Annotated in this window: 29 protein-coding genes; 9 read left to right on the top strand and 20 right to left on the bottom strand. The window is 35.7% G+C overall.

The window, feature by feature from the left end:
• Positions 1-297: 297 nt before the first annotated feature.
• The 5 genes from PQF83_RS17055 to PQF83_RS17035 all read right to left on the bottom strand — a co-directional run bounded on the left by PQF83_RS17055 (position 298) and on the right by PQF83_RS17035 (position 5237).
• The gene (locus tag PQF83_RS17055; protein WP_000151382.1) at positions 298-711 is read right to left on the bottom strand and encodes a CoA-binding protein; all 414 of its coding nucleotides are present in this window, start codon (positions 709-711) and stop codon (positions 298-300) included.
• Positions 712-790: 79 nt separating this feature from the next.
• The gene (locus tag PQF83_RS17050; RefSeq protein WP_000542648.1) at positions 791-2032 is read right to left on the bottom strand and encodes a S1C family serine protease; all 1242 of its coding nucleotides are present in this window, start codon (positions 2030-2032) and stop codon (positions 791-793) included.
• A gap of 202 nt (positions 2033-2234) precedes the next feature.
• Complete coding sequence (locus PQF83_RS17045; protein ID WP_001044683.1) at positions 2235-2912, bottom strand: response regulator transcription factor; 678 nt, start codon at positions 2910-2912, stop codon at positions 2235-2237.
• A gap of 19 nt (positions 2913-2931) precedes the next feature.
• Positions 2932-3384, bottom strand: a complete 453-nt coding sequence (gene nrdG / locus PQF83_RS17040) for an anaerobic ribonucleoside-triphosphate reductase activating protein (protein WP_000867061.1) — start codon at positions 3382-3384, stop codon at positions 2932-2934.
• Complete coding sequence (locus tag PQF83_RS17035) at positions 3381-5237, bottom strand: anaerobic ribonucleoside triphosphate reductase (RefSeq protein ID WP_000939609.1); 1857 nt, start codon at positions 5235-5237, stop codon at positions 3381-3383. Before PQF83_RS17035 ends, nrdG begins: the two co-directional genes overlap by 4 nt.
• Positions 5238-5462: 225 nt before the next feature.
• Between PQF83_RS17035 and plsY the strand changes: the two genes are divergently transcribed.
• Complete coding sequence (gene plsY, locus PQF83_RS17030) at positions 5463-6059, top strand: glycerol-3-phosphate 1-O-acyltransferase PlsY (RefSeq protein ID WP_000258966.1); 597 nt, start codon at positions 5463-5465, stop codon at positions 6057-6059.
• A 108-nt stretch (positions 6060-6167) separates the two neighbouring features.
• Positions 6168-6458, top strand: coding sequence for a HesB/YadR/YfhF family protein (locus PQF83_RS17025; protein WP_001054442.1), 291 nt, complete (start codon positions 6168-6170; stop codon positions 6456-6458).
• 26 nt (positions 6459-6484) lie between these two features.
• Here the strand turns inward: PQF83_RS17025 and PQF83_RS17020 are convergent, their stop codons facing one another.
• Positions 6485-6904: an acyl-CoA thioesterase gene (locus PQF83_RS17020; protein WP_000495810.1), complete on the bottom strand. Its 420-nt coding sequence runs from the start codon at positions 6902-6904 to the stop codon at positions 6485-6487.
• Between the two features lie 109 nt (positions 6905-7013).
• Here PQF83_RS17020 and PQF83_RS17015 point away from each other — a divergent pair, with 109 nt between their 5' ends.
• On the top strand, positions 7014-8306 hold the full coding sequence (locus PQF83_RS17015) for a glycosyl hydrolase family 18 protein (protein WP_000614849.1): 1293 nt from the start codon (positions 7014-7016) through the stop codon (positions 8304-8306).
• Between the two features lie 28 nt (positions 8307-8334).
• Here PQF83_RS17015 and tlp read toward each other — a convergent pair whose 3' ends face one another.
• The 5 genes from tlp to PQF83_RS16990 all read right to left on the bottom strand — a co-directional run bounded on the left by tlp (position 8335) and on the right by PQF83_RS16990 (position 10735).
• Positions 8335-8532: a small acid-soluble spore protein Tlp gene (gene tlp / locus PQF83_RS17010; RefSeq protein WP_001133509.1), complete on the bottom strand. Its 198-nt coding sequence runs from the start codon at positions 8530-8532 to the stop codon at positions 8335-8337.
• Between the two features lie 99 nt (positions 8533-8631).
• Positions 8632-8766, bottom strand: a complete 135-nt coding sequence (gene sspN / locus PQF83_RS17005; RefSeq protein ID WP_000527989.1) for an acid-soluble spore protein SspN — start codon at positions 8764-8766, stop codon at positions 8632-8634.
• A 43-nt stretch (positions 8767-8809) separates the two neighbouring features.
• Complete coding sequence (locus PQF83_RS17000) at positions 8810-8953, bottom strand: FbpB family small basic protein (RefSeq protein WP_001254697.1); 144 nt, start codon at positions 8951-8953, stop codon at positions 8810-8812.
• Positions 8954-9094: 141 nt separating this feature from the next.
• Complete coding sequence (locus PQF83_RS16995; RefSeq protein WP_000526906.1) at positions 9095-10042, bottom strand: 3'-5' exonuclease; 948 nt, start codon at positions 10040-10042, stop codon at positions 9095-9097.
• Positions 10043-10159: 117 nt separating this feature from the next.
• A complete protein-coding gene (locus tag PQF83_RS16990) occupies positions 10160-10735 on the bottom strand; it encodes a TlpA family protein disulfide reductase (RefSeq protein WP_000269075.1) in 576 nt (191 codons plus the stop codon).
• 248 nt (positions 10736-10983) lie between these two features.
• Between PQF83_RS16990 and PQF83_RS16985 the strand changes: the two genes are divergently transcribed.
• Entirely contained in the window at positions 10984-11241 is a 258-nt protein-coding gene (locus tag PQF83_RS16985) for a hypothetical protein (protein ID WP_001083867.1), read from the top strand.
• Positions 11242-11277: 36 nt separating this feature from the next.
• Here PQF83_RS16985 and PQF83_RS16980 read toward each other — a convergent pair whose 3' ends face one another.
• Together PQF83_RS16980 and acnA are read right to left on the bottom strand one after the other, a co-directional pair.
• A complete protein-coding gene (locus PQF83_RS16980) occupies positions 11278-12915 on the bottom strand; it encodes an ABC transporter ATP-binding protein (protein WP_000666370.1) in 1638 nt (545 codons plus the stop codon).
• A gap of 116 nt (positions 12916-13031) precedes the next feature.
• On the bottom strand, positions 13032-15755 hold the full coding sequence (acnA, locus tag PQF83_RS16975) for an aconitate hydratase AcnA (protein ID WP_000238568.1): 2724 nt from the start codon (positions 15753-15755) through the stop codon (positions 13032-13034).
• A 291-nt stretch (positions 15756-16046) separates the two neighbouring features.
• Here acnA and sspO point away from each other — a divergent pair, with 291 nt between their 5' ends.
• A complete protein-coding gene (gene sspO / locus PQF83_RS16970) occupies positions 16047-16196 on the top strand; it encodes an acid-soluble spore protein SspO (protein ID WP_000518051.1) in 150 nt (49 codons plus the stop codon).
• Positions 16197-16237: 41 nt separating this feature from the next.
• Here sspO and pdaB read toward each other — a convergent pair whose 3' ends face one another.
• Both pdaB and PQF83_RS16960 read right to left on the bottom strand, forming a co-directional pair.
• The gene (gene pdaB / locus PQF83_RS16965; RefSeq protein ID WP_002022108.1) at positions 16238-16963 is read right to left on the bottom strand and encodes a polysaccharide deacetylase family sporulation protein PdaB; all 726 of its coding nucleotides are present in this window, start codon (positions 16961-16963) and stop codon (positions 16238-16240) included.
• A 45-nt stretch (positions 16964-17008) separates the two neighbouring features.
• Positions 17009-17272: a hypothetical protein gene (locus tag PQF83_RS16960; RefSeq protein ID WP_001146294.1), complete on the bottom strand. Its 264-nt coding sequence runs from the start codon at positions 17270-17272 to the stop codon at positions 17009-17011.
• 121 nt (positions 17273-17393) lie between these two features.
• On the opposite strand from PQF83_RS16960, the gene PQF83_RS16955 reads away from it, so the two are divergent.
• Entirely contained in the window at positions 17394-17516 is a 123-nt protein-coding gene (locus tag PQF83_RS16955) for a small acid-soluble spore protein P (protein WP_000517649.1), read from the top strand.
• A 124-nt stretch (positions 17517-17640) separates the two neighbouring features.
• Positions 17641-18027, top strand: a complete 387-nt coding sequence (locus PQF83_RS16950) for an Hsp20/alpha crystallin family protein (protein WP_000516745.1) — start codon at positions 17641-17643, stop codon at positions 18025-18027.
• Positions 18028-18070: 43 nt separating this feature from the next.
• Here PQF83_RS16950 and PQF83_RS16945 read toward each other — a convergent pair whose 3' ends face one another.
• Complete coding sequence (locus PQF83_RS16945) at positions 18071-19309, bottom strand: MDR family MFS transporter (protein WP_000676837.1); 1239 nt, start codon at positions 19307-19309, stop codon at positions 18071-18073.
• Between the two features lie 68 nt (positions 19310-19377).
• Positions 19378-19785 carry a hypothetical protein gene (locus tag PQF83_RS16940; protein WP_000965145.1) on the bottom strand — a complete coding sequence of 136 codons (408 nt, stop codon included), beginning with the start codon at positions 19783-19785 and terminating at the stop codon, positions 19378-19380.
• Positions 19786-19922: 137 nt separating this feature from the next.
• Here PQF83_RS16940 and PQF83_RS16935 point away from each other — a divergent pair, with 137 nt between their 5' ends.
• On the top strand, positions 19923-21125 hold the full coding sequence (locus tag PQF83_RS16935) for a serine-tRNA(Ala) deacylase AlaX (protein WP_000400385.1): 1203 nt from the start codon (positions 19923-19925) through the stop codon (positions 21123-21125).
• 44 nt (positions 21126-21169) lie between these two features.
• On the opposite strand, the gene PQF83_RS16930 is transcribed toward PQF83_RS16935, so the two are convergent.
• Entirely contained in the window at positions 21170-21613 is a 444-nt protein-coding gene (locus tag PQF83_RS16930; RefSeq protein ID WP_000432572.1) for an NUDIX hydrolase, read from the bottom strand.
• 104 nt (positions 21614-21717) lie between these two features.
• Between PQF83_RS16930 and PQF83_RS16925 the strand changes: the two genes are divergently transcribed.
• Entirely contained in the window at positions 21718-22299 is a 582-nt protein-coding gene (locus PQF83_RS16925) for a DUF6434 domain-containing protein (protein WP_001247754.1), read from the top strand.
• A gap of 7 nt (positions 22300-22306) precedes the next feature.
• Here the strand turns inward: PQF83_RS16925 and PQF83_RS16920 are convergent, their stop codons facing one another.
• Both PQF83_RS16920 and PQF83_RS16915 read right to left on the bottom strand, forming a co-directional pair.
• A complete protein-coding gene (locus tag PQF83_RS16920; RefSeq protein ID WP_001078015.1) occupies positions 22307-23398 on the bottom strand; it encodes an acetyl-CoA C-acyltransferase in 1092 nt (363 codons plus the stop codon).
• A complete protein-coding gene (locus PQF83_RS16915) occupies positions 23391-24854 on the bottom strand; it encodes an acyl-CoA synthetase (RefSeq protein ID WP_000513141.1) in 1464 nt (487 codons plus the stop codon). Before PQF83_RS16915 ends, PQF83_RS16920 begins: the two co-directional genes overlap by 8 nt.
• Between the last annotated feature and the right edge of the window lie 54 nt (positions 24855-24908).

The raw sequence follows: 24908 nt of genomic DNA, 5'->3' as shown, positions 1-24908 counted from the left end.
AGTTATCTTATCTCTTTTATATACCATTTTCAATAGAAAAATCCTTGTTTTTTCACAAGGATTCCTCTAGGCTACTATTTCAGAAAAATAATCGTTTGTCAACGAGAAATGGATATGTATTCCAAGATTACACATTCCAAACCTTTATTATGATCCAAATGATCAAGATCCAAAACGGGATTACAAGTAACAATCCCCAAAAACAGCCTTTAAAAAATCTCATGATGAACACCTCGTTCATCGGCCCTACTTATTATCATGAGGGCTGAAGCAATCTTCCTACCTTTACAATCTATACTATTTTGTCATCGCATGTTCTACTTTTATACAACGATCCATTATTACAGTATAGTCTTTTTCTTTTAAAAGTTTGTATGTATCTTCATCTTGTACTCCTAATTGTGCCCAAAAAACATCTGCATCAATCTCTACAAATTCTTTTGCAACATCCATTAAAAACTCTGAGCGACGAAATACATTTACAATGTCAACGTGTTCCTTAATATCCTTTAGTGAAGCAACTGCCTTTTCTCCAAGCACCTCATCTACTGTTGGGTTAACTGGAATAATGCGGTATCCAGCATCTTGCATTGCTTTTGAAACCATATACGATGTACGTTCTGGCTTATCCGATAAACCAACAACTGCAATCGTTTTGCTTTTCTTTAATACTTCACCAATTTCCGTACGAGTTGGGTTTTCAATTGTCATAAATTATCCCTCCTATTCCTTTAGTATAGCCGATAAAGAAAGTCTCTTTCAATATGAAAGAGACTTTCTTTTATTCCGATTATTGATTCTTTGTAGCTGAGTTATCTGCTAAAGTAGCTGTTTTCGTCATTTTTTGACCGTTACGATAGAATGTAACTTCTACCTTCTCTCCTACTTTTTTCTTTTCATATAAATATTTACGGAATTGAAGTGAATTTTCTACTTTTTGATTATCTAATGCTACTACAATATCATATTGCTCTAAACCTGCTTTTTCAGCCGGTGATATTGGGTAAATTTTACCTAATACAACACCGTTTGTTACTTCTTTCGGTACTTTCAATTGATTGACTGCATAAGCTTGCACATCTTCTAATGAAACAACACCTACTCCAAGCGCTGGACGTTTTACTACTCCATCTTTTTCAAGAGATTCAATAACTGGTTTTGCGATATTAATTGGAATAGCAAATCCAATTCCTTCAACTTCTTGTTGTGCAATTTTACTTGAATTAATCCCAATTATTTCTCCGTTTTGGTTAAATAACGCACCACCACTATTACCAGGGTTAATTGCTGCATCTGTTTGAATAACTTGAGCATTCCAATCTGCACGTTTATCGCCATCGATATCTACTGGAATTTCACGTTCTTTACTACTAATAATACCTTCCGTTACACTTCCGTCAAATCCTAATGGGTTACCGATTGCAATTGCTTTTTCACCCGCACGGATTTTACTAGAATCACCTAAAGTGGCAACTTTATTAACATTAGCACCATCAATTTCAACAACAGCTAAATCTAACCAAGGGTCTTTCCCTACAAGCTTTGCATCTACCTTCTTGCCATCACTCAGTTTTACAGCAAGTTTATTTGCACCATCTACTACATGATTGTTCGTTACAATATATGCTTTATTTCCTGCCTTTTTATAAATAACACCTGATCCTGAACCAGCTTGTTGCTCTTGACCTGTCGGTTGCATTGCAAATGGATCAATGCTTTGTTGCATGTTAATAACACCTACAACAACATCTTTCGCGCCTTCAATCATACCAGGTAAATCCGTTTCATTTTTTGCTTTATTGACAACAGGAACTACAGTACCTTCAACTTTTGAATCTGAACTAAAAGATGATACAGTCGCTCCATTATTTTGAGCCCATGGCATATATGGTGCCGCAAAACTAATTGAAACAGCCCCAACTACAGCTCCGACTAAACCTGTGAAAAAATAGCCTTTTTTACTGCCCGATTTTCTCACTTCTCTCGTTTCACTATGCTCTTCATTTAAATTTGGTCCGTCGTAATATCCCATGTTTACTTCCCCTCTCTGGTGAATTCGTATTTTCAGTATAGTCACGTTTTGTGTCCTTCTTGTGAACTCATCGTGAAATCCAATTAAAAAAATACGCTTATTTAACATTGTAGACAAAAAAAGCATTTTTTGTACATTCTACCTGCAAAAGAGGATATAAAATTGTTATTTTCCTAGAGTGAAGCACACAATACGTTCCGAGTTATTCTTCAAATTTATAACCAACACGAATAACAGTACCGATATGCTTCGCTTTATCTCCTAGCTTATTTCGTAGTTTTTTAATATGAGTATCAACAGTTCGGTCATCACCGTAATAGTCATATCCCCATAACTGATCTAATAAATGTTGACGTGACAACACAATTCCTTTGTTCTCCATTAAATAAACGAGAAGTTCAAATTCTTTATGTGTTAATATAATTTCTTCTCCATCTACTAAAACAGTTCTAGATAGACGATTCACTTCTATTCCAGCTAAAGACATAGCATTTTCTTCTGCTACCCCTACCACGCCATCCGCACGTTTCAGTAACGTCTTCGCGCGAGCTACTAACACTTTCGGGCTGAAAGGTTTCGTTACATATTCATCTGCACCTAATTCGAACCCTAGTAATGTATCATCCTCATCCGAACGTGCTGTTAGCATAATAATTGGTACTGCTGATTCTTTTCTAATTCGTCTACAAACAGACCATCCATCTATTTCTGGTAACATAATATCTAACATAATTAAATCAATTTCATGCTCTGCAAATAATTCTAACGCTTTTTTTCCGTCTTCTGCTTCGATTACTTCAAAGCCTTCATTGCGAAAATAATCGCTGACAATTTCACGTAATCTTCTTTCATCTTCAACAAGTAATACTGTTTTATTCATAATAATCTATCCCGCCTTTTTACTCTTTCAATCGAATAATACGTTGATTGGAGCTTCCGCGAAATGGAAGTGTTAAATCTTTTTTCTCGATTTCAAATCTTCCATCGACTAAAACATCCCCATAATGTAACAACTCTATCATATCATTATTTTGAGAACTCTGTATCTCTTCTAACGTATAACCTGTATACATCCATAGATTTTTTTTCAAATCTTTCACAGCTTTTGCTACTTTTTTCACTTCAGCAGCTTGGAAAAATGGATCTCCACCTGAAAATGTTACATCAGTTAATGGATTACTTGCAATCTCTTTCACAATTTCTTCTACTGTCATTTCAGTTCCATTACAAATATTCCACGATTTCGGATTATGGCAACCGAAACAACGATGCGGACAGCCCGCAAAAAACACGACTGTCCGCAACCCTTCTCCATCTACTACACTATCATGAATGATGTTCATCACTTTCATTTATGTTTCACCCGATCCATCTCTTCACTACGTTTCGCACTATTCCACTTCGACATATCTCCTACAAGATAACCTGTTATACGGCGAATTCTTTCTATATTAGCCTCATCTTCATTTCCGCAGCTCGGACATTCATTTCCAATAACTCCGTGATAACTACAGCACTTACAACGGTCAACAGGGTGATTAATCGAACCGTATCCAACGCCATTCTCTGCCATCGCTTGTACAATTTGTTTTAATGCCTTTTTGTTATGCATTGCTGCTCCATCTAGTTCAATATACGTAATATGTCCCCCGTTACATAGAGCGTGGAACGGGCCTTCTAAACGAATTTTATTTATCGCTTGCATGTTATAATAAACTGGAATATGGAATGAATTCGTATAGTAATTATGATTTGTTATACCGCTAATCACGCCAAATTCTTCTCTATCTTTTTTCACAAACTTCCCTGATAATCCTTCTGCCGGAGTTGCAATTACCGAGAAATTCAGTTCATGTTCTTCTGTCGCTTTATCCATTCTATCTCTCATAAAGGAAATGATTTCATACCCGAGTTTCCATGATTCTTCATCTTCTCCATGATGCTTTCCTGTTAAAGCTACTAAACACTCCGCAAGACCGATAAAACCAAGACTTAACGTCCCTTGCTTTAAAATGGATGCTACAGAATCTTCAGGCTGTAACTTTTCTCCACCGCGCCATACACCTTGTGAGTATAAAAATCGAAAATCTCTTGCTCGTTTCGTACATTGATACTCAAATCGCTCTAATAATTGCTTAATTCCTAAATCTAAATAATAATTTAACGCTTCAAAAAACGCTTCTTTTGAACCACTAATTAATGCTAATTTCACTAAGTTAATAGATGTAAATGATAAATTCCCTCTTCCAATCGCCGTTTCTTCTCCATGTATGTTCGACATAACACGAGTACGACATCCCATGTAACATACTTCACTTTCCGGTCGTCCATCATAATGCACAGCATTAAATGGCGCATCTAAAAATGAAAAGTTAGGGAATAATCGTTCAGCCGTTGTCTCTAACGCTAATTCAAATAAATCATAGTTCGGATCACTTTCTTCAAAGTTCACACCTTTTTTCATTTTAAAAATTTGAATAGGAAAAATTGGTGTTTCTCCTTTACCAAGACCAGCTTGTGTCGCTTTTAAAAGTTGTTTAATTAAAAGTCTTCCTTCTTTTGATGTGTCTGTTCCATAATTAATAGAAATAAACGGTACTTGCCCGCCGCCCCTACTATGCATACTATTTGAATTATGAATGAAAGCCTCACAAGCCTGATACGTATCATTTTCTGTTTCTTTCCACGCAAATTCTTCTATTTGTTCTTTCGTGAGCGGATATGACTGTAATCGTTTCTTATGTCTCTCTACGGTTTTTCTCACATATGGAGCTAAATCAACATCAAAGAGTGCAAACGATTGACCACCGTGCTGCATATTTTGATTCGCTTGAAAAATAATAGATGAAAGAGCTAATGCACTTTTAATGTCTTGCGGTTGTCTCATATGTCCATGTCCGGTATGAAAACCGTTCGCAAGCATTTGCGCTAACGGAATTTGTGAACAAGTCGTCGTTCCTGTCGCATAAAAATCTAAATCATGTGGATATAATATATTTTCATTTATCGCTTTTTTCACTTGATCTGACAATAAATTTTCCACAGCATAATATTTTGCACTCTCAGATGCGAACGTTCCCATTACTCCCATTGGAGAGCGGCCGTCTACATTTGCATTTTCTTGCATTAAATCTTGTTCATTGCCGTGGACAATCGTCTCAAACACTCTCATTAATTCTTCTCCACGTGTATTTTTTTGTAACATTTATAACCCTCCACCAATATGTTGTTGTCTTTTGATTAAAATGTTACTACATATAGTCTTATTGTTTCTGTGAGAAATGTAACATTCCTGTGAAATTTTTTGCACGAAATAATGAATTTTTCATTTACAAAAAAGAAATGTGCTCTTTACAAATGTATGGTACAATATACGGGAAAAACTCTTTTTACCCTTTATCAACACATTTGAATAAAGGAGACTGAACTTATGGTTACTACATATCTTTTATTTATCGTTGCCTACTTACTTGGCTCGATTCCATTTGCACTAGTCGTTGGAAAGATTGGTTATGGAATTGACATTCGTGAGCACGGAAGCGGTAATTTAGGCGGAACAAATACATTCCGCACATTAGGGAAAAAAGCAGGTTTTATCGTTACAATTGCTGACATTTTAAAAGGTACATTAGCAACGAGTCTACCGATTATTTTCGCGTTAGATGTTCATCCACTATGGTTCGGATTAGCAGCTGTTCTTGGACATGTGTATCCGATTTTCGCGAAATTCCGTGGTGGTAAAGCAGTTGCAACTTCTGCTGGCGTGCTATTATGCTACTCACCAGTTGTTTTTGCAATTTTAGCTGTTGTCTTTTTCAGCCTTTTATTTACAACAAGATACGTATCACTTTCTTCTATGGTAACAGCTGTCGTTGCCGTTATCGCATCAATTGTTAGCGGGGATAAAATCTTCATTATTGCGATGTGTTTATTAGCAGGTATGGTTATTTATAAACACCGTGCAAATATTGGACGAATTATAAATAAAACTGAACCGAAAGCAAACTTTTCAAAAAAGCAAAAATAAGATCGTAACCCACATAACGCAAAAAGAAAACGTGAAGCATATTAATAGCGTCTTTTTGCGTTATTTTTTATACTAAAGAAAAAGCAACATAATTTGGAGGAACTATACATGAATCTTTCCGTAACAAAAGAAGCAGCACAATGGTATAAAAACGAATTAAACTTACAATCAGGTGAAACACTACGCTTTTTCGTACAATACGGTGGTTGCAGTACTGTGCAAAAAGGACTTTCTTTAGGTATTCGTAAAGATGATCCTGCACATCCTGCTGTGCAAATTCAAGAAGAAGATATTAACTTCTTTATTGAAAGCGATGATGAGTGGTTCTTCGATGGACATAATTTAGTTGTTACATTTAACGACGGTGATGATTTCCCGCAATTTAATTATGAAAAATAAAAAAACGTGGCTTCCGCCACGCTTTTTTATTTTTTCTTAATTTCCTCATATTTCGCATACCACTCTGGATAGAACTTTTTAAATGATACAGGGCGGAAGCCTTCTTTTTTTGCACAAATATTCGTTGTACTTGCAGTAATACAAAGTTCGCCATCACCATTATAAATTTCATATCCATATACAACGCGAAGCGGGCTCACTGTATCAACCCACGTTTTTACAATTGCTTTTTCCCCGTAGCGCATCGCTTTACGATAAGAAATTTGCAAATCTAAAACAGGAGAAATAATTCCTTCCTTCTCCATTTCAACATATGAAAACCCTAAATCTTGTATAAGTTTCGTGCGACCTAGTTCAAGCCACACTAAATAGTTTGAATGGTAAACAACACCCATTTGATCTGTTTCCGCATAACGGATTTCAACTTCATGTTCTGCTACAAACATATGTATTCGCCTTCTTTCACTTCTGCTACCTTGCATACATTTAATCATAATACAGTGACATCAAAAATAAAATAAAAATAGTGAATCTTTTACCGAAAGGAGCAAGCATATGATTCAAATTGTAACGGTTCGTAGCGGTGATAGCGTATATAGCTTGGCATCAAAATATGGATCAACACCTGACGAGATAGTAAAAGACAATGGATTAAATCCAGCTGAAACACTCGTTGTTGGTCAGGCACTAATTGTGAATACGAAAGGAAATAATTATTATGTACAGCCTGGCGATAGCTTATATCGAATCTCTCAAACATATAACGTTCCTCTCGCTAGTTTAGCTAAAGTGAATAATTTATCTTTAAAATCCATTCTCCATGTTGGCCAGCAATTATATATTCCAAAAGGGACGAAACGAGCAGTAGAATCCATCGCTTATTTACAACCTTCAACTATCCCCATTAAAGAAAGTTTAGTTAATTCTACACGTGCTATTAATCCATTTTTAACATACTTAGCCTACTTCAGTTTCGAGGCAAAAAGAGATGGTACGTTAAAAGAACCAACTGAAACAGCTAAAATTGCTAATATTGCAACGCAAGGAAACACCATTCCTATGCTCGTTATTACAAATATTGAAAATGGAAACTTTAGTGCCGATCTAACATCCGTTATTTTACGTGATGCAACGATTCAAAATAAATTTATTACAAACATTTTGCAAACAGCTGAGAAGTACGGTATGCGAGACATTCATTTTGATTTCGAGAGCGTGGCACCTGAAGATCGCGAAGCGTATAATCGTTTTTTACGAAATGTGAAAACACGCTTACCTAATGGGTACACACTAAGTACAACACTTGTACCGAAAACAAGTTCAAATCAAAAGGGGAAATTTTTCGAAGCTCATGATTATAAAGCACAAGGTCAAATTGTTGATTTCGTCGTCATTATGACATACGACTGGGGTTGGCAGGGCGGACCACCGATGGCTATTTCTCCTATCGGTCCTGTAAAAGAAGTACTTCAATACGCAAAATCTCAAATGCCTCCGCAAAAAATTATGATGGGACAAAATTTATACGGATTCGATTGGAAACTTCCATTCAAAGAAGGAAATCCGCCTGCAAAAGCAATTAGCTCTGTCGCAGCTGTTGCACTAGCTCGTAAATACAATGTTCCGATCCGCTATGATTTCACAGCACAGGCTCCTCATTTTAATTATTTCGATGAAAATGGTGTACAACACGAAGTTTGGTTTGAAGATTCACGGTCTGTTCAAAGTAAGTTTAATTTAATGAAAGAACAAGGTATAGGTGGTATTAGTTATTGGAAGATTGGTTTACCATTCCCGCAAAATTGGCGTTTACTCGTTGAAAACTTTACGATTACGAAAAAGGGCTGACAAAAGTCAGCCCTTTTTGTACATTCTGTTAAGATTCATCTTTGATTTCACTTTTTAATGAGTCAATACTTTCTAAACGTCTTTGATTTTTTGCTTCAATAGCAGAACGATCTTTTTCATTAGAAAGTTCCGCTGTTTCTTTCGCTTCATTAAAGTTATCAATTGTATTTTGCACCATTTCTTGTAACTTTTCAGCGTTATCACTTCGATTATCTGGATTTGGCATGTACTTTCCTCCTAATATTGTATATACACACCATCTTAAATTACCTATCTTCCCTCAAATTTATACATAAAAAAGGAGAATACAATATTCTCCTTTTCTTTAACCGTTATCAACAATCGGTTGTTTACCCGTTTGGTCTTGCATTTGCTTCCCTTTATTGCCACCAGCTTTTTTTGATTGTGTTCCAATATGATTCGGTACAAAGTCTTTTGAATTCTTTTTCGGATTACCCATTACTATCGCCTCCTTAACAGTAGTATCGTACTAGTGTTAAGAATTATTCAGCTTGCTTAAAAAGTTTCATTTCATAACGTTTTTCAATACGCTCTTCAATGCGATCGATTGCATCGCGATCGCTTAATAATTGTTGTTTATTTTCTTTCACAAGCTCGTCAAATGATTTGCGACGACTTCTTCTCATGCTGTTCACCCTCTCTCCTTCTCATTCTTACTATACATAGTATGAGCAAAGGAAAAACTCTTTAATCAGATTTGCAAGAAAATTTTATGTTTTAATACTCCTAAAAAAACTCCGTGTACAATAAAATGTACACGGAGTTTTTCATACCATAATATTTAAATACTCTTTTAACTTTTCATCTGCATTCATTTCACTTTGTTTATAATCATGCAGCGCTTGCAGTACGAAATCATACTGTTCTAAAATATAACTTTCTAATTTCAGGACGTCCTCTAAGCAATTCAGCATAATTCTCGTATTACCAACTTCACTTTTTAATGCCGGTTCACAGGCTAAACTCGTACATATTTCTTTCACATCATCTTCTAATATGTCTGTTAATACGTATTTCTTTCGCCCTTTTACCTTTAATCTCATAACTGGATAAAAAGCTTTTATATCTAAATAGCTTCCTACATTCATGCAACGAATCCATTCGATATCACGTTTATTTCGTACAAGTATCTCTTTTACCGCTTCATATACTGCTGTCTCATCAAGTACTTCTGTATTCGATTTCCTTTTCGCCTCTTCTTCAATAGAGGCACATTTTTGATAAACTGCTGCACAAGTAATACAATCATCAAATGCATTATGAGAACTCAAACGAATTCCAAGCATTCGCTTTAACGTTTCAAGTTTATGATTAGGAGCGTGCTTCATATATTTCTTCGCTAAAAATACAGTATCAATCACTTTATTTTTCGGTTCCGGCAACCCCAGCATATTCACATTACTTTTCAAAAAGCGCATATCAAAAGATGCATTATGAGCGACAATTACATTCGTATGTAAAAATGCTAAAAATAAAGGTAACACTTCTTCAATCGTCGGTGCATCTGAAACACGATAATTTGTAATACCCGTTAAACTCGTTATTCGGTCTGGAATTGGACGCTCTGGATTCACATAGGAAACAAATTGATCTACTAGTTCATGATTACGATATTTCACTGCTGCCACTTGAATAATTTTATCATTATAAGGGTTAAATCCTGTTGTTTCAAAGTCAATTACAACATAATCTAACGGTAAGGATATATTCCCCACTCCAAATACACTCCTTTATCTCTCAACGTTTATATTTCTTTTATCATATCATGAAGCTTTCACTACGTGAAAAAGAAAAGGCAGAAATGATTATATTCCATCTCTACCTTTTCACTGTTATTTTAATTTAGCAATTCGTTTCTCCATCTCTTTTTGCGTCATCGGTCCAATAAACTTATCTTGAATGACACCTTTCGTATCTATAAAATACGAAGTTGGGATTGTAATGACTTTATACGCTGTTGTCACATCAATATTCTTGTCCAATAAAATAGGAAAAGTAATTCCTTTCTCCTTAGCAAAATTACTCACCTTTTCTATCCCTCCGCCTTTTTCTGAAGGCGTATAATTTATTGCTAAAATTTCTACATTTTCTTTATGTTCTTTATAGAAAGCCTCCATATCTGGCATTTCTTGCTGACAAGGTCCACACCACGTTGCCCAAAAATTTACAATCACTTTCTTTCCTTTTAAATCCGATAATTTTACATTCGTTCCATCTAACTTCGTTAATTCAAAGTCTGGCGCACTCTTTCCTATTTCAATACCGTTACTTGCAATCATCTCTTTCATAGCAGCTTTACTTTTTTCTTGCTCTCCTTGGGCCGCCTGATCGCTTTTACCAAACTGTTCATAAGCTGCATATCCCGCTAAACAAAGTAATACTACAATAATCGTAAGCTTCCGCCACATTTTATATCACCCTAACGTGTTTGTCTTCTAACATATTCACCAAAATGCTATATACCTTATTTTAGCTTATACGGACAAGCTTGGAAATATTCACAGTCGAAATAATTAGAATATTCTTATTTAAAGTGCATTTTTTTCCTTTTTATCATATAATTAGAAAAACAAATGAAGTATTACCTATCTTCTTCTAGACCCATTCACCTTTTATTTTCATGGTTATATAACCTTCAACAAAAGGGGGATTGTTTATGAATTCATTCGAAAAAATAACATTATATATTCTTAGTTTTCTTTTATATCCAATCGGTATTATTACATGGATCATTTCACTCTTTAATAAAGATATTGAAAAAAAGAAAGTAGGGCGTATTTGTCTTTACATCTCTCTAGTCTCATTCGTCCTTTTCATAATCCTCGGAATTACAACTTTCCTTATGACTGCTACTTTTAATGTTGATCTGAATCATTCCGAATCTATCGAGTATCAAATAAATGACGCTGAATAAAGATAAGAACAATGCTCTTATCTTTATTCACATCCCTTAAAAAAACAAATGACTATTTATTAATTTTTCAGGACTTCCACATGCTACAATACTTCCTTCTTTCATGATGACAACGCGATCTGCTAGTATCACTTTCTCTACATCATGCGTTGCTACAATTCTTGTTACATCGCTTCCTAGTCCTTCTATCATATTCCAAACAAATTCTTGATTGCCCGGGTCTAATCCCGCAGTCGGTTCATCTAAAATAATAAAATTCGGATTTGAACCAATTGCTCGCAATAATGCAAGCCGTTTTCTTTCTCCTCCCGAAAACTCTTCACCGCTTTTATGTAGTACAGTTTGAAGACCTTCAGGTAACCCCCTAATAATCGGCGTTACATTTACAAGTTCAGCACTTTTTTCTAACTCGTTTTCTAAGCCCACTTCCCCGAAATACATATTCTCTTTTACTGTCGTCCGAAAGAATCGAGGTTCTTGCCACACTGTAGTCAATCGAGCCTCATTTCCATAATAAGCAATGCTACCGTTAGATGGTTGATACAAACCTGTCATTAATTTTAAAAGCGTTGTTTTTCCTGCACCACTTTCTCCCACAATCATAACGAGTTCGCCAGGATTAATTTGCAAATCAATATTCTTAATTCTGCATTTCTCTTCACCATTCTCCTGAAATGAAACATTTGTTATTGTCATCCCCATCGCTTTTTCTACATTACTATTTGCCACTCGTTTATCTAAAAAGGAAAAAACTCTACTTGCCGAAGCAGCTGCAACTTGTGTCATCATTAATAAATCCCCCACATAACGGACAGGGAAAAAGAGCATCTCAATTGTCGCTAACACTGCAACAAGTGAACCAACCTCCATTTCGCCCTGCATTATTTTTTGCGCACCTATAATAAGAACAACGATATATGCTCCTGTTTCAATCACTGTTCCAACTACTCCAATGTAATGCTGCATCATCGTCTTCTTTACTTCTGTTTTATAAGATTGTGCCGTTACTCCTTTAAATAAGCCAATAGCCCATTTTTCTTTTTGCAAACTACGTAAATCTTGCGCTCCTTTTACAAACTGTGACACCATCTCTACAACAGTTGATTGATTTTTTTGAGCAATACTAGCAATATTTCTTACCTTCTTCCCTAAAAGCATCGGAACCATTGCACTTAAAAATAAAAACGGAGTTATCCACAATATGAACTGTATATCTATATGTTGTAGTGCTATGATCGCACCGATAAATTGCGCAATGGCGTGTATATATTCTATTAATATAGAACCATATAGCCTGACCCAGTTCGGAATATCAGATACGACTAACGTTTCTAGCTCTCCTTGTTTGATTTTCTCACTCTCTTCAAACGGTAATAGGAAAAAATGGCGCAATACATCTATACGCTTCTCTCGTAATATTCGCTGGCTCGCTTTTGAGCTTACATAATCAAATGAAAGATTGTTCACCCACATCAATAAGCGGGTAACTGTAAACAAAGTAATGTAAAAATACGCTCCCTTCAGCTCTCGTTGAATTAGGTTATCTACAATTAGTCCCATGAATAGTGGACGGGATAGATTTAAAATAGCTGCAAAAACCCCACTGCATACAGCTGCTATTACTAATATTTTTTCTTTCTGTAACGGTAACAAAATTCTTTTATATTCTTTCATAGTATTCCCTCCATTTTTATAGTAAAAAGAAAGGGATGAAACCATTTGGTTTCATCCCTTTCCATAAAATAAGGAAGCTAACAGTTGTTAGCTTCCTTATCATTCATTTCAATTGTTTAGTTTGACACTTTAGACTCTTCAATTTTCTCACGAAGAACCATTTGTAAGATACCACCGTGACGGTAGTAGTCAATTTCAACTTCACTATCGAAACGAGCTACTACTTCAAATTGTTTTTCGTTGCCATCTGCATCAGTTGCAACTACTTTTACAAGATCGCGTGGTCTAACTGTTTTGTCAATTTGAATTTCAAATGACTCGTTACCAACAAGACCTAACGTTTCAGCGCTATCGCCATCTTTAAATTGAAGTGGTAATACACCCATTAATACTAGGTTACTACGGTGAATACGTTCGAAGCTTTCTGCGATTACTGCTTTAATACCTAATAAGTTTGTACCTTTTGCAGCCCAGTCACGAGAACTTCCCATACCGTAATCTTTACCTGCAATAACTAGAAGTCCTGTGCCATCTTCTTTATATTTCATAGCAGCATCATAGATAGATGTTACTTCACCAGTTGGCCAGTATGTTGTATATCCGCCTTCTGTTCCTGGTGCGATTTGGTTTTTAATACGGATGTTCGCGAATGTACCACGCATCATAACTTCATGGTTACCACGACGAGAACCGTAAGAGTTAAAGTCAACTGGTTGTACGCCATTTTCTAATAAGTAGCGTCCAGCTGGTGTATGCTTACCGATTGAACCTGCTGGTGAAATGTGGTCAGTCGTTACAGAGTCACCAAATTTACCAACTACGCGTAAGCCTGATAACGTTTCAACTTCACCTGGTTCTTTAGATAAACCTTCAAAGAATGGTGGGTTTTGAATGTATGTTGAATCATTATCCCAAGTATATAAAGCTTCGTTTGAAGTTTGGATTTCATTCCAACGCTCATTGCTGTTAAATACTTGTGCATATTCTTTCTTGAACAGCTCAGATGTAACAACGCTTTGAACTACATCTTCAATTTCTTTAGCTGATGGCCAAATATCATTGAAGTAAACAGCATTGCCATTTGCATCTTTACCGATTTCATCATTTTTCAGGTCAATATCAACAGTACCTGCAAGTGCATATGCCACAACAAGTGGTGGTGATGCTAAGTAGTTTGCTTTTACAAGCGGGTGAATACGACCTTCAAAGTTACGGTTACCAGATAAAACAGATGTTACTAGTAAGTCGTTTGCTGCGATTGCTTCTTCTAATTCCGGTGCTAATGGGCCAGAGTTACCGATACAAGTCGTACAGCCGTAACCAACTGTTTGGAAACCTAATTGATCTAAATACGTTGTTAAACCTGATTTATCTAAGTACTCCGTAACAACTTTAGATCCTGGTGCTAATGATGTTTTTACGTATTCAGGTACTTTAAGTCCCTTTTCAATTGCTTTCTTCGCAACTAAACCTGCCCCAATTAATACGTATGGGTTTGATGTATTTGTACAGCTTGTAATTGCAGCGATTGCGATTGCACCTGTTTTCATCGTTACTTCTTTATCTTCTAATGTAACCTTCACTTCTTTATCGAACTCTTGCTCATTAAATCCAAGTCCTTGTGTTCCAACTGGTGCTACAACAGCTTTGTGGAACGCATCTTTCATATCTGAAAGTGGAATTAAATCTTGTGGGCGTTTCGGTCCAGAAAGGTTAGATTCGATTGTATTTAAATCAATTTCAACAAGATCAGTGTAAATTGGATCTTTGCTGTCTGCTGTATAGAATAAGCCGTTCGCTTTACAATATTCTTCAACAACGCGAATTTGCTCCTCATCTCTACCTGTTAAACGTAAGTATTCTAATGAAATTTCGTCGATTGGGAAGAATCCACAAGTTGCGCCGTATTCTGGTGCCATGTTTGAAATTGTTGCACGGTCAGCTAAAGGCATGCTCTTTAAGCCATTACCGAAGAACTCAACAAATTTACCAACTACACCTTTTTGACGTAATACTTGTGTTACTTTTAATGCAACGTCTGTTGCTGTAGTACCACTTGGAAGTGTACCAGTTAATTTTACACCGATTACTTCAGGTACTGGGAAGTACGAAGGCTGTCCAAGCATTCCCGCTTCTGCTTCAATACCACCAACGCCCCATCCAAGAACACCGATACCATTAATCATTGTTGTATGTGAGTCTGTTCCAACTAACGAATCTGGGTATGCAACTAAGTCACCTTCAGCATTTTTCACAGCATGAACAACTGGTGCTAAATATTCAAGGTTTACTTGGTGTACAATACCTGTAGCTGGTGGAACTGCACGGTAGTTATCAAATGACTTTTGTGCCCAGCTTAAAAATTTATAACGTTCTTCATTACGTTTAAACTCTAAGTCCATGTTGAATGCAAGCGCGTCTGCCGTACCCGCTCTATCAACCTGTACAGAGTGATCAATTACAAGGTCTACAGTAATTTCCGGATTAATTTTATCAGGATCCCCACCCATGTCTGCCATTGCTTTACGAAGCGAAGCCAAATCAACAACAGCTGGAACACCAGTGAAATCTTGTAAAATTACACGAGATGGTTTAAATGGAACATCGATATCTTGCACATCTTTCGTTCCCCATTTCGCTAAATTTGTAACATGCTCTTCTGTAATTACACGTCCGTCCACTTGACGAAGTACTGATTCAAGTAAAACTTTCACGGAATATGGTAATTGAGATACGTTGCCAACCCCTGCATTTTCAAGCGCTTTCAAATCATAATAATGATACGTTTTTCCATCTACTTCAAAAGTTGCACGTGATTGAAATGGATTATGTTTGACCATTATGTTTCCCCCCTGTTAAACGTGACTAAGTTGTCTGAATATAAAATGTAGACAAACTTTTCAATACCTTACGATAATATCTTATTACAACTTTCTAAATAAGTAAATAATAAGAAACTTATAGATTATCATAAGTTTTCTTTATGTTTCTAAATTTGAATAGTGTTCATGTTCCTTATGAATACTATTACCATAAAGTAAAGTGCTCTATTAGCGCTTTACTTACAGTTCATATGCACTATGAACCGCTCATCATTCAACTTATAAAAAAAGTTATAGAGGTGAAATAAAATGGGTAAAAGAAAAGCTAATCATACTATTTCAGGAATGAATGCAGCATCTGCACAAGGACAAGGTGCTGGTTATAACGAAGAGTTTGCAAATGAAAACTTAACTGCTGCAGAACGACAAAATAATAAGAAACGCAAAAAGAACCAGTAACGAAAAATCCCAAAAGGAACATTCACCTTTTGGGATTTTTTCTAATGTTTATAACGTAACAATTCCGAAACCGTTACAAATCGATAGCCCTGCTTTTTCAGTTCAGGTAATATTTTTGCTAGCGCTGCTACTGTTTGACTACGATTATTTCCCCCATCATGTAGCAATACTATATCACCACTTTTAGCATGTTTCACTACATGATTTACAATGGATTCAACCCCTGGATTTGCCCAATCACGTGGATCTTGATGCCACGACCATAGAACAGTTTGATAACCAGCTTCTTTCGCTGTTTTAAATACAGCATCGTTAATATATCCGCCAGGTGGACGGAAGAGCAAAGGTTCTTTCACCCATTTTTCGAAAAATTTCTTTCCATCTAAAATATCATTTTCTAATTTTTCATCTGATGAATTACTCGCATACAAATGGTTCATCGTATGATTTCCAATTTCATGCCCCTCTTTTAACACTTGTTTCACTAAATATGGATTACGCTGAACTCGAAATCCAATCATAAAAAATGTCGCTTCTGCTTTATATTGGCGCAATAAATTTAAAATTTGTGGTGTATAAGTTGGATCCGGTCCATCATCAAATGTAATAGCAATAATCTTTTCATTATTAGGTACTTCCCATGTTACATAGCCAGTTGGTTCTAGCTCTTTTCTGAGCAACATTTTCGCTTCCACTTTTTCAACTTGAAATATATGTACTGCGCATAATAAAGAAAAAACGAGTAGAAAAATTTTCTGTTTTCGCATAATATTCGTTAAAGTAAGAGGTTGTCGAATACACAACAACCTCATTTACTTTTCTAATTGATCTACATGCTGCATAATATTTTGAAGATTATTTTCGTATTGCTCAAGTTGTGGGCGTTGTGTTTCCGAAGCTACTTCTAGTGCATTTTGAATCTGTTCATAGGCTTCCTGAACCTCTTGGCGTAATTCTTTTAAATCATGACCGTAGTTTGGATCATTTTTTACAATGTTGTTAAATGCATTTTCTGCTTGTGTAACACCTTGCTGAGCCGCTTGAAAAGCTTGTTGTTTATCTTTATGATATGGCATTATACAATCCCCTTTCCATAATAGTTAGTCCCAATTATCTTTACCTTTTTTTCTAAAAACATTCTCGTATAAATTTGCAAACTTCTCTCATTCTAAAGAGAAAGAGGAGGTGTCACATACAATGGGAAAAAACAATCGTGAAGCGAAAGAGAAAAAGGGACAACCTGAACCGTTAAGCGGATCTCATAAAGTAAAAAACCGTAACCATTCACGCCAAAAACATCATGCGCATCATGATATGTAACACAAAAAGTGCACACTAGCTACCTTTTCCACATACAATATTTATATTTTTCCATTTATTCTTCACCCCTACTTCATTCATGCATAACATAGTATGAATTGAGATTTTACGGAGGGTGTCTTACATGGGCAAGAAAAAGAAGGATTGTCTTTTTCATGTTGATGGTTTCGAAGAATGGATGGATCAGTTTTGTTCTGATTCTTGTAGCAACTTTAGTTTCCCAAATCAAATTCATATTGACCTTTGTGAAACGGAACAAGAATACATTTTGGAAACAGATGTACCAAATGTGACAGAACAAAATGTAGTCATTAAAAAGATGAAGACAGGCCTAAACATTTGCATACTTCATAAAAATATTTCTTTGCAGAGGATCATTCCTTTACCCGATAATATTATTTATAAAAAGATGCTAGCCTGCCTAGAGAATGGATATTTAGCCATTCATATTTCCAAAAATGAAGTAGCTCATAAACATGAGGAAAAAGTTCTTTTTCAAATTGAGAATTAAAATAAATACAAAAATAAGCCCCAGTCGTTGACTGGGGCTTATTTTATTTCGCATGTACTTCCATATTAGAATTCCCATCATATCTTTTTTTCAATAAACCTTTCGTAACTAACAGTACTGGAAACGCTACAGTTGAAAATATAGCTAGCGCTGAAAATACTACAAATCCATTTTGGTACCCGTAATAATCGAGAAGTACGCCCCCAAACCATGGACCAATTACTGCTCCAATTCCTGAAAATCCCATTGCTCCAAAGTACGTTCCTTTTAGATGCGCAACAGCTATATCATCAATAAATACATCCGTCATCGAAAACATTAAGACTTCTCCAATTGTAAAAATAATTGTGCAAATAGCAGCACCTAGCATAGATTCTACTATTCCAAATCCAAATAATCCCCCGCTCACAAATAAAGTTCCAACCATAATGGATGCTAATGGTGTATACTTTTTACACATTTGAATAACAGGATATTGAATTACGACTACAACAATCGCATTTAATACTAACATATATGAAAATAATTTCACTCCATCCTGGAATATATGTGCATTTGCAAAATATTGTGATACTGTCGTCGTTAAGTGAGAAAAACCACAATTACTCAAAATAATACCAACTAACGCAACTAAAAATACGACATCCTTTCGTAATATACGCAGCGCATTTAGCATTGTAACAGGCTTTTCTTTATTGATTTTCTTTTGTTCCACTGGATATTTCTTAAATTGGAACGCTAGTATAACTGTATATAGAATATATACTCCAGCTGCTACTAAAAAAGGAATTGTTGATTTTGCGCTTCCAATCTGTAATCCGACAAGTGGCCCAATCGCTACTCCAACATTGATTGCACCGTAACGCAAATTATATACGAGTAAACGATACTCTGGTTTCGTTAAATCTGATAATAACGCTCTTGACGTCGGTTCAAAAAAGGACCTACATAATCCATTTAAAGCATTTAATAAAAAGAAACTTAAAACATGATCTGCAAGTGAAAATCCTATGAATACAAATACCCAAACGATCATGGACCATATTAGAATCATATTTCGACCGAATCGATCAGATAAATTCCCTCCGATAAAACTAGCAAACACTCCAACAAGTGCACTCGTTCCAATAATAGCACCCGTCATTCCAGCTGATACGCCTTTAACAGTCGTTAAATAAATTGCTAAAAAAGGAATACTCATTGACGTGGCGAACCTCGCAAATAAAGTCCCTATTATAATTGTCATTCCTAACGGATGAATATTTTGTAACTTCCCCTTCATCTTAAAAACCTACTCTCCCTGTTATCACATAAAAAAAGAAAGCAAAGGATCTGCTTTCTTTTCCCTTTTTATACTTGAGCTGTTGATACTCGAGCTGTTCTCGTTATATCCATATCTATGCCATATGTAAACTGTAATTCTTTACAAACATCTTTAATTAAAATTGCGACATTATACTTTTCATTAAATTGTAAAACGATGTTTTCTACTTCTTCATATGTATACTTATATTCCCCTGTAATAACACTTTTTAAATCAAAGCATTCATTTATACAAAGTTGCACAAGTAACTGGTCATATTTCTCGATTACATCTTCTTTCTTCCACATTACCTCTTTTACATATAACCGATCAAACTTCACACTTTCACGGTTACAATCCGTTAAAATCCGGGTCATTTCGTTTAATTCTCGATACAATTCAGAAATATTTTTGCTTAAACTAAGCAGTTTATCTACGCCGTTTTCATACAACATATTCATTCCACCCCCGCATTTTCTTTTTCTTATTATAGCAAGAAAATTCTAAAAATAGTTTCTTTCTTCTGAAATATTAGGAAACGAATTTCAATTGCTTTACAATGAAACTAGTTAATGCGAGAGGAGAAAGAAAATTGGAGCACAAATTATATTACACTGACGCTTATAAGCAAGACTTTACTACTAAAGTTATAAAGCAAGATTATGATAAAGACGGTAACTTATACGTTGTTTTAAACGAAACGGCATTTTACCCAACAGGTGGCGGGCAGCCCCATGATACTGGAACTTTAAATGGCATTACTGTATTTGGTGTTGAAGAGGTCAACGAAGAAATCCGCCACTTCATTACAAAACAATTACATACAGAAGAAGTAGAAGGTAAAATCAATTGGGAGCGCCGTTTTGATCATATGCAACAACATGCGGCTCAGCATATTTTATCTGCTTCTTTTTGGGATCATTTTAACATACCTACGATTGGATTCCATCTTGGTAGAGAAACGGTAACAATCGATTTAGAAACAGAAAATCTGCATACAGAAACAGTTGAAAAAGCAGTACAAATTGCAAACAATATAGTTTTTGAAAACCATCCAATCCGTATAGAGTGGATGAACTTAGAAGAAGCGAAAACATTACCTCTTCGTAAAGAACCGAATATGACAGAAAATATACGCGTTGTTATGATCGAAAACTTTGATTATAACGGCTGTGGCGGAACACACCCGAAACGTACTGGTGAAGTAGGGCCTATTCACGTACTAGGATGGGAACGTAATAAAGGCAGCATACGATTAACATTTATCGCTGGTTGGCGCACACTTAAATTAATGGGACAACAGCAACAAATTATGAAGGATGTTTCTAAACAATTAAACAGTAGCGAAGCTGATATTCCAGTAAAGGTAGCACAGCTTCTAACTTCTCAAAAAGAAACCGAAAAAGCTATGCAAACAATGAATGAAAAATTATTATATGCAGAGGCAAACGAACTACTTCAACAACCTACCAAAATACATGCTGGCATACTTATTTCTAAAGTGTTTACAAATCGTTCTATGCAAGAAATCGCAAAGCTATCCACTATTATTACAGAACAACAAGAGCATGCCATTACATATTTCGTTATTGAAAACGAGGACAAATTACAATGTATTCTTGCTTGTGGAAAAACAGTCACGCTTGATATGAATGCTCTTTTAAAAGATGCACTTCCTGCAATTGAAGGAAAAGGTGGCGGAAATAAAAAAAGTGCTCGTGGCGGTGGGAAAGCGATTATGACTGGGGATGAGTTTTTAAATCAACTTGTTTCTTCTTTACAGTCAGCAGTGTAAAACATGCTTATGAAGGATAGCTAACTGCTATCCTTCAACTGTATTTACAGGCCTATATTTCGTTTCAAGCCTTGATAACTCCCGGCACTTGTAAAACCTTCGCTTATAAGAGTGATAAAAGTATCTGAAAAACCATAATGACTTAAATCTTTAATCGGCACCATTTGCACATCATGAATTGGATTATGATCAAATTCATTTGAGGGTAACATAATTTCCCCTGTAATCTTTTCAAGTAGAAATGTAATATGTAATAAAGATGGACTGGCATCTGGTTTATCACAAACATAGAGTAGCTTCTTAATTTTAACTTCTAATCCCGTTTCTTCTCTCATTTCTCTAACCATCGCCTCTTCTAACATTTCACCATTCTCCACTCTTCCTCCAGGTAAAGACCAATTCCGATTAGCAACTTTTTGCTTTACTAGCAATACTTTTTCATCTTCAATTAAAATTCCAGTAACACGAACTTGCATTACATTTTCCATATGTAATCTCCTCTTCCCATTATATTTACAAATTAATCCTTCCATAAAAAGAACGTACGTTTTATAATTAAAGGAAAATATGGAAGAAAGAAGTTGTTACATTCATGCGTCCACCTTTAACAAAGTCTATATCACTTGAAGATTTCCAAAACTATTATTGGTTAAAAGAAGAACTGCAAACATTTTGTCGTGAGCATGGGTTGCCAGCTAGTGGCTCTAAGATTGAAATAGCCAATCGTATCTCCCATTATTTACATACTGGTAAAATATTAAAAAACAGCTCTGGTCCAAAAGCGAGTAAAACTTCCCTCTCTTATAAAGACCTTTCTCTTCAAACGATTATTACTAACAATCACCGCTGTAGCGAAGATGTTCGTGCTTTTTTTAAAGAAAAAATCGGAACAAAATTCCGCTTTACAGTAGCTCTTCAAAAGTTTTTTAAAGAGAATATTGGAAAAACATATGAAGATGCGATAACGTTTTGGTATGAAGAAAACGAACGAAAAAAAGACCCTACATATAAAACAACTATCAGCGCGCAGTTTGAATACAATCGCTTTACTCGTGACTTTTTCGAAGATCCAAATAACAAAGGAAAATCAAAAGCTGATGCGATCGCTGCTTGGAACGAAATAAAAGCAAAGCCTGGTAGCAATGCTTATGTTCCTCAAAAAGTAGAGAACTAGTTCCTTGCTAGTCTTCTACTTTCTCAAATAATAGAGCAAGACCTATCCCGCCCCCTATTCCTAACGTCGCGATTCCGTATTTCATACGTTCTCGTTTTGCCTGATAAAACAAGCGCGTTACAAGCATAGCCCCAGATGCACCGTACGGATGACCGAGCGCAATTGCACCACCATTTACATTTAATTTTTCATACGGAATTTGTAATTCCTTTGCACAAGCTACAACTTTTGAAGCAAATGCTTCATTTATTTCAAAATAATCAATGTCCTCTACTTTCATATTCCTTTCGTTTAGTAATTTGTTCACCGCAAATATTGGACCAGTCCCCGGAAGGTTGGGATCCACTCCAACTACAGCACTACAAACAAAACGAAGAATAGGCTTGTATCCTAATTTTCGAGCTTGCCGCTCTTCCATTACAAGAACTGCACACGCCCCGTCGTTTACACCACATGAATTCCCTGCCGTTACTGTACCATTTTGTAGAAATGCGGGTTTAGTTCTTTTAATCATTCGTTCATAATTCATTTCTGGCTTTATAGACTCATCTAACAATCCATTAAAAGACAATATTTCATCATGTATATATCCTTTTTCTAACGCTTGCAGTGTTCGTTTGTAGCTGAGGCAAGCATACTCGTCTTGCATTTCTCTCGTGATGTTATAACGTTCTGCAACATATTCAGCCGCTACTCCCATATTAGGATCACCAATTGTTTCTGGTGAAAATCGCGCTCTATTTTGAAATGGTGATGTACTTGTACTCTCTACTCCTCCTGCAATATAACAATTACCGGCCCCGCCTTGAATAAAATGACATGCGGTGCGGATCGCTTCCAATCCGGCACCACATTGCCGGTCAATCGTTACACCAGGAATACGATATCCAAGTCCTGCTTCTAAAGCAGATAATCTTGCAACATTCCCTCCTGGCCCAACAACATTCCCTAATATGACCTCGTCTATTTCTCTCTCAATTCCTTTACTTAAAAATGTAAGAAGAGGTGCTGCTAATTGCTGAACTTCATACCCTTTTAACATCCCATTCTTCTTACCAATAGGTGTCCTTTTTGCTTCTACAATAACTGCTCTATTCATATATTTTCTCCTGGTTTTCAATCATATCTTTTGCTTCCATACGAGCGATTTTCCCGCTATTTGTATAAGGTATTTCATCTACAAAATACCATTCTTTCGGTATTTTAAAAGAGGATAATCGTTGTAAGCAAAAACTTTTTAATTGTTGCTTCGTAGCACTTCCTTTTACGATGGCGACAGGTTTTTCACCCCAGTAACTATCTTCCACACCAATTACAACTATTTCATCAACAGCTGGATGTTCATGTAATACGCTTTCTATTTCTTCTGGGAAAATATTAATTCCTCCAAATAAAATCATATTCTTCTCTCTACCGACAATATAAATAAATCCTTCTTCATCTTCATAACCTACATCTCGCACTGTCATCCAGCCATCTGCATTCAACTCCCGTGCTAAAACCCCATCTATTATGTATCCCATAAAAAACTGATCACTTTTCACATAAACAGTTCCTATCTCACCTTTCTGTACTTCTTTTCCTGCCTCATTACATACTCGAACTTGCACATTGTGACAAGGTTTCCCTACTGAATTTGGCCTTCTTTCGCTCTCTTCATCAACTAATGCTGTTACAAAACTCAGTTCCGATGCACCGTAAAATTCATATCTTTTCGCATAAGGAAATATACTCTTTATTTTTTCTTTCGCTTCAGCTTCCCACTTCGCTCCTGACGAAATTATTTTCATTTCATTTTCTATTACTCTATTTTCTTTATATAAAGATTCCAGCATTGTTGGTACGGTGTACATGACCGAAATATTTTCAGTTTCTAACTTATCTAACACTTGATTTGGAATAAACTTCCTCATAATATGTACGGTTTGACCTATATATAATGCACTTATTGCACCGTATAAGAAAAGAGAGTGAACGAGCGCTCCAGCTATTAAAATAGAGTCTTCTTTTTTCATATGAAAGTCATGTATATTACAATTAAAACTATGAACCCACGATTGTTGCGCACGTAAAAATGCCTTTGCCTTTCCTGTTGATCCTGATGTAAATCCCATATAAAAAGGAGCATCTTGTAAACTTTCTACAATGTGCTCTGTAGGAAGATAGTTCTCTATTATTTGTTTCCATTTATCAATTTCAATTATTCTTCCTTCTTCATCGGAAATATCATTTAATTTATATCGTTCCGCAATAATCATATCTGAATTACTGATTGCTAGTCTTTCCTTTAGCTCATCCTTTTTCCATTTTATATCTAATGGCACACAAACCCATCCGGCCATAGCGGCACCTGCAAATAGTTGTAAAAACTCCATGCGATTTTCTAATACAATTGCTACTCTTTTACTCTTCGATTCTGTTGCGTGCAACCAATTCGCTACTTTACATACTGACTCGTACCAATCTTCATATGTTAAAACTCTATCATTTTCCTTAATTGCTATTTTATTTGGTTGTAAAGAGGCATGCTTTTTATATTCTTTTGTAATACCCATATGAGACGTCCTTTCTTTCCAAAATAATAAAAAGAAACACGCAACGAACGTGTT

It is taken from the genome of Bacillus sp. FF-1 (assembly GCF_028548245.1).
Taxonomy (GTDB): Bacteria; Bacillota; Bacilli; order Bacillales; family Bacillaceae_G; genus Bacillus_A; species Bacillus_A paranthracis.
The sequence above is the reverse complement of the archived record's forward strand: the minus strand, read 5'-3'. Positions and strand labels throughout refer to the sequence as shown.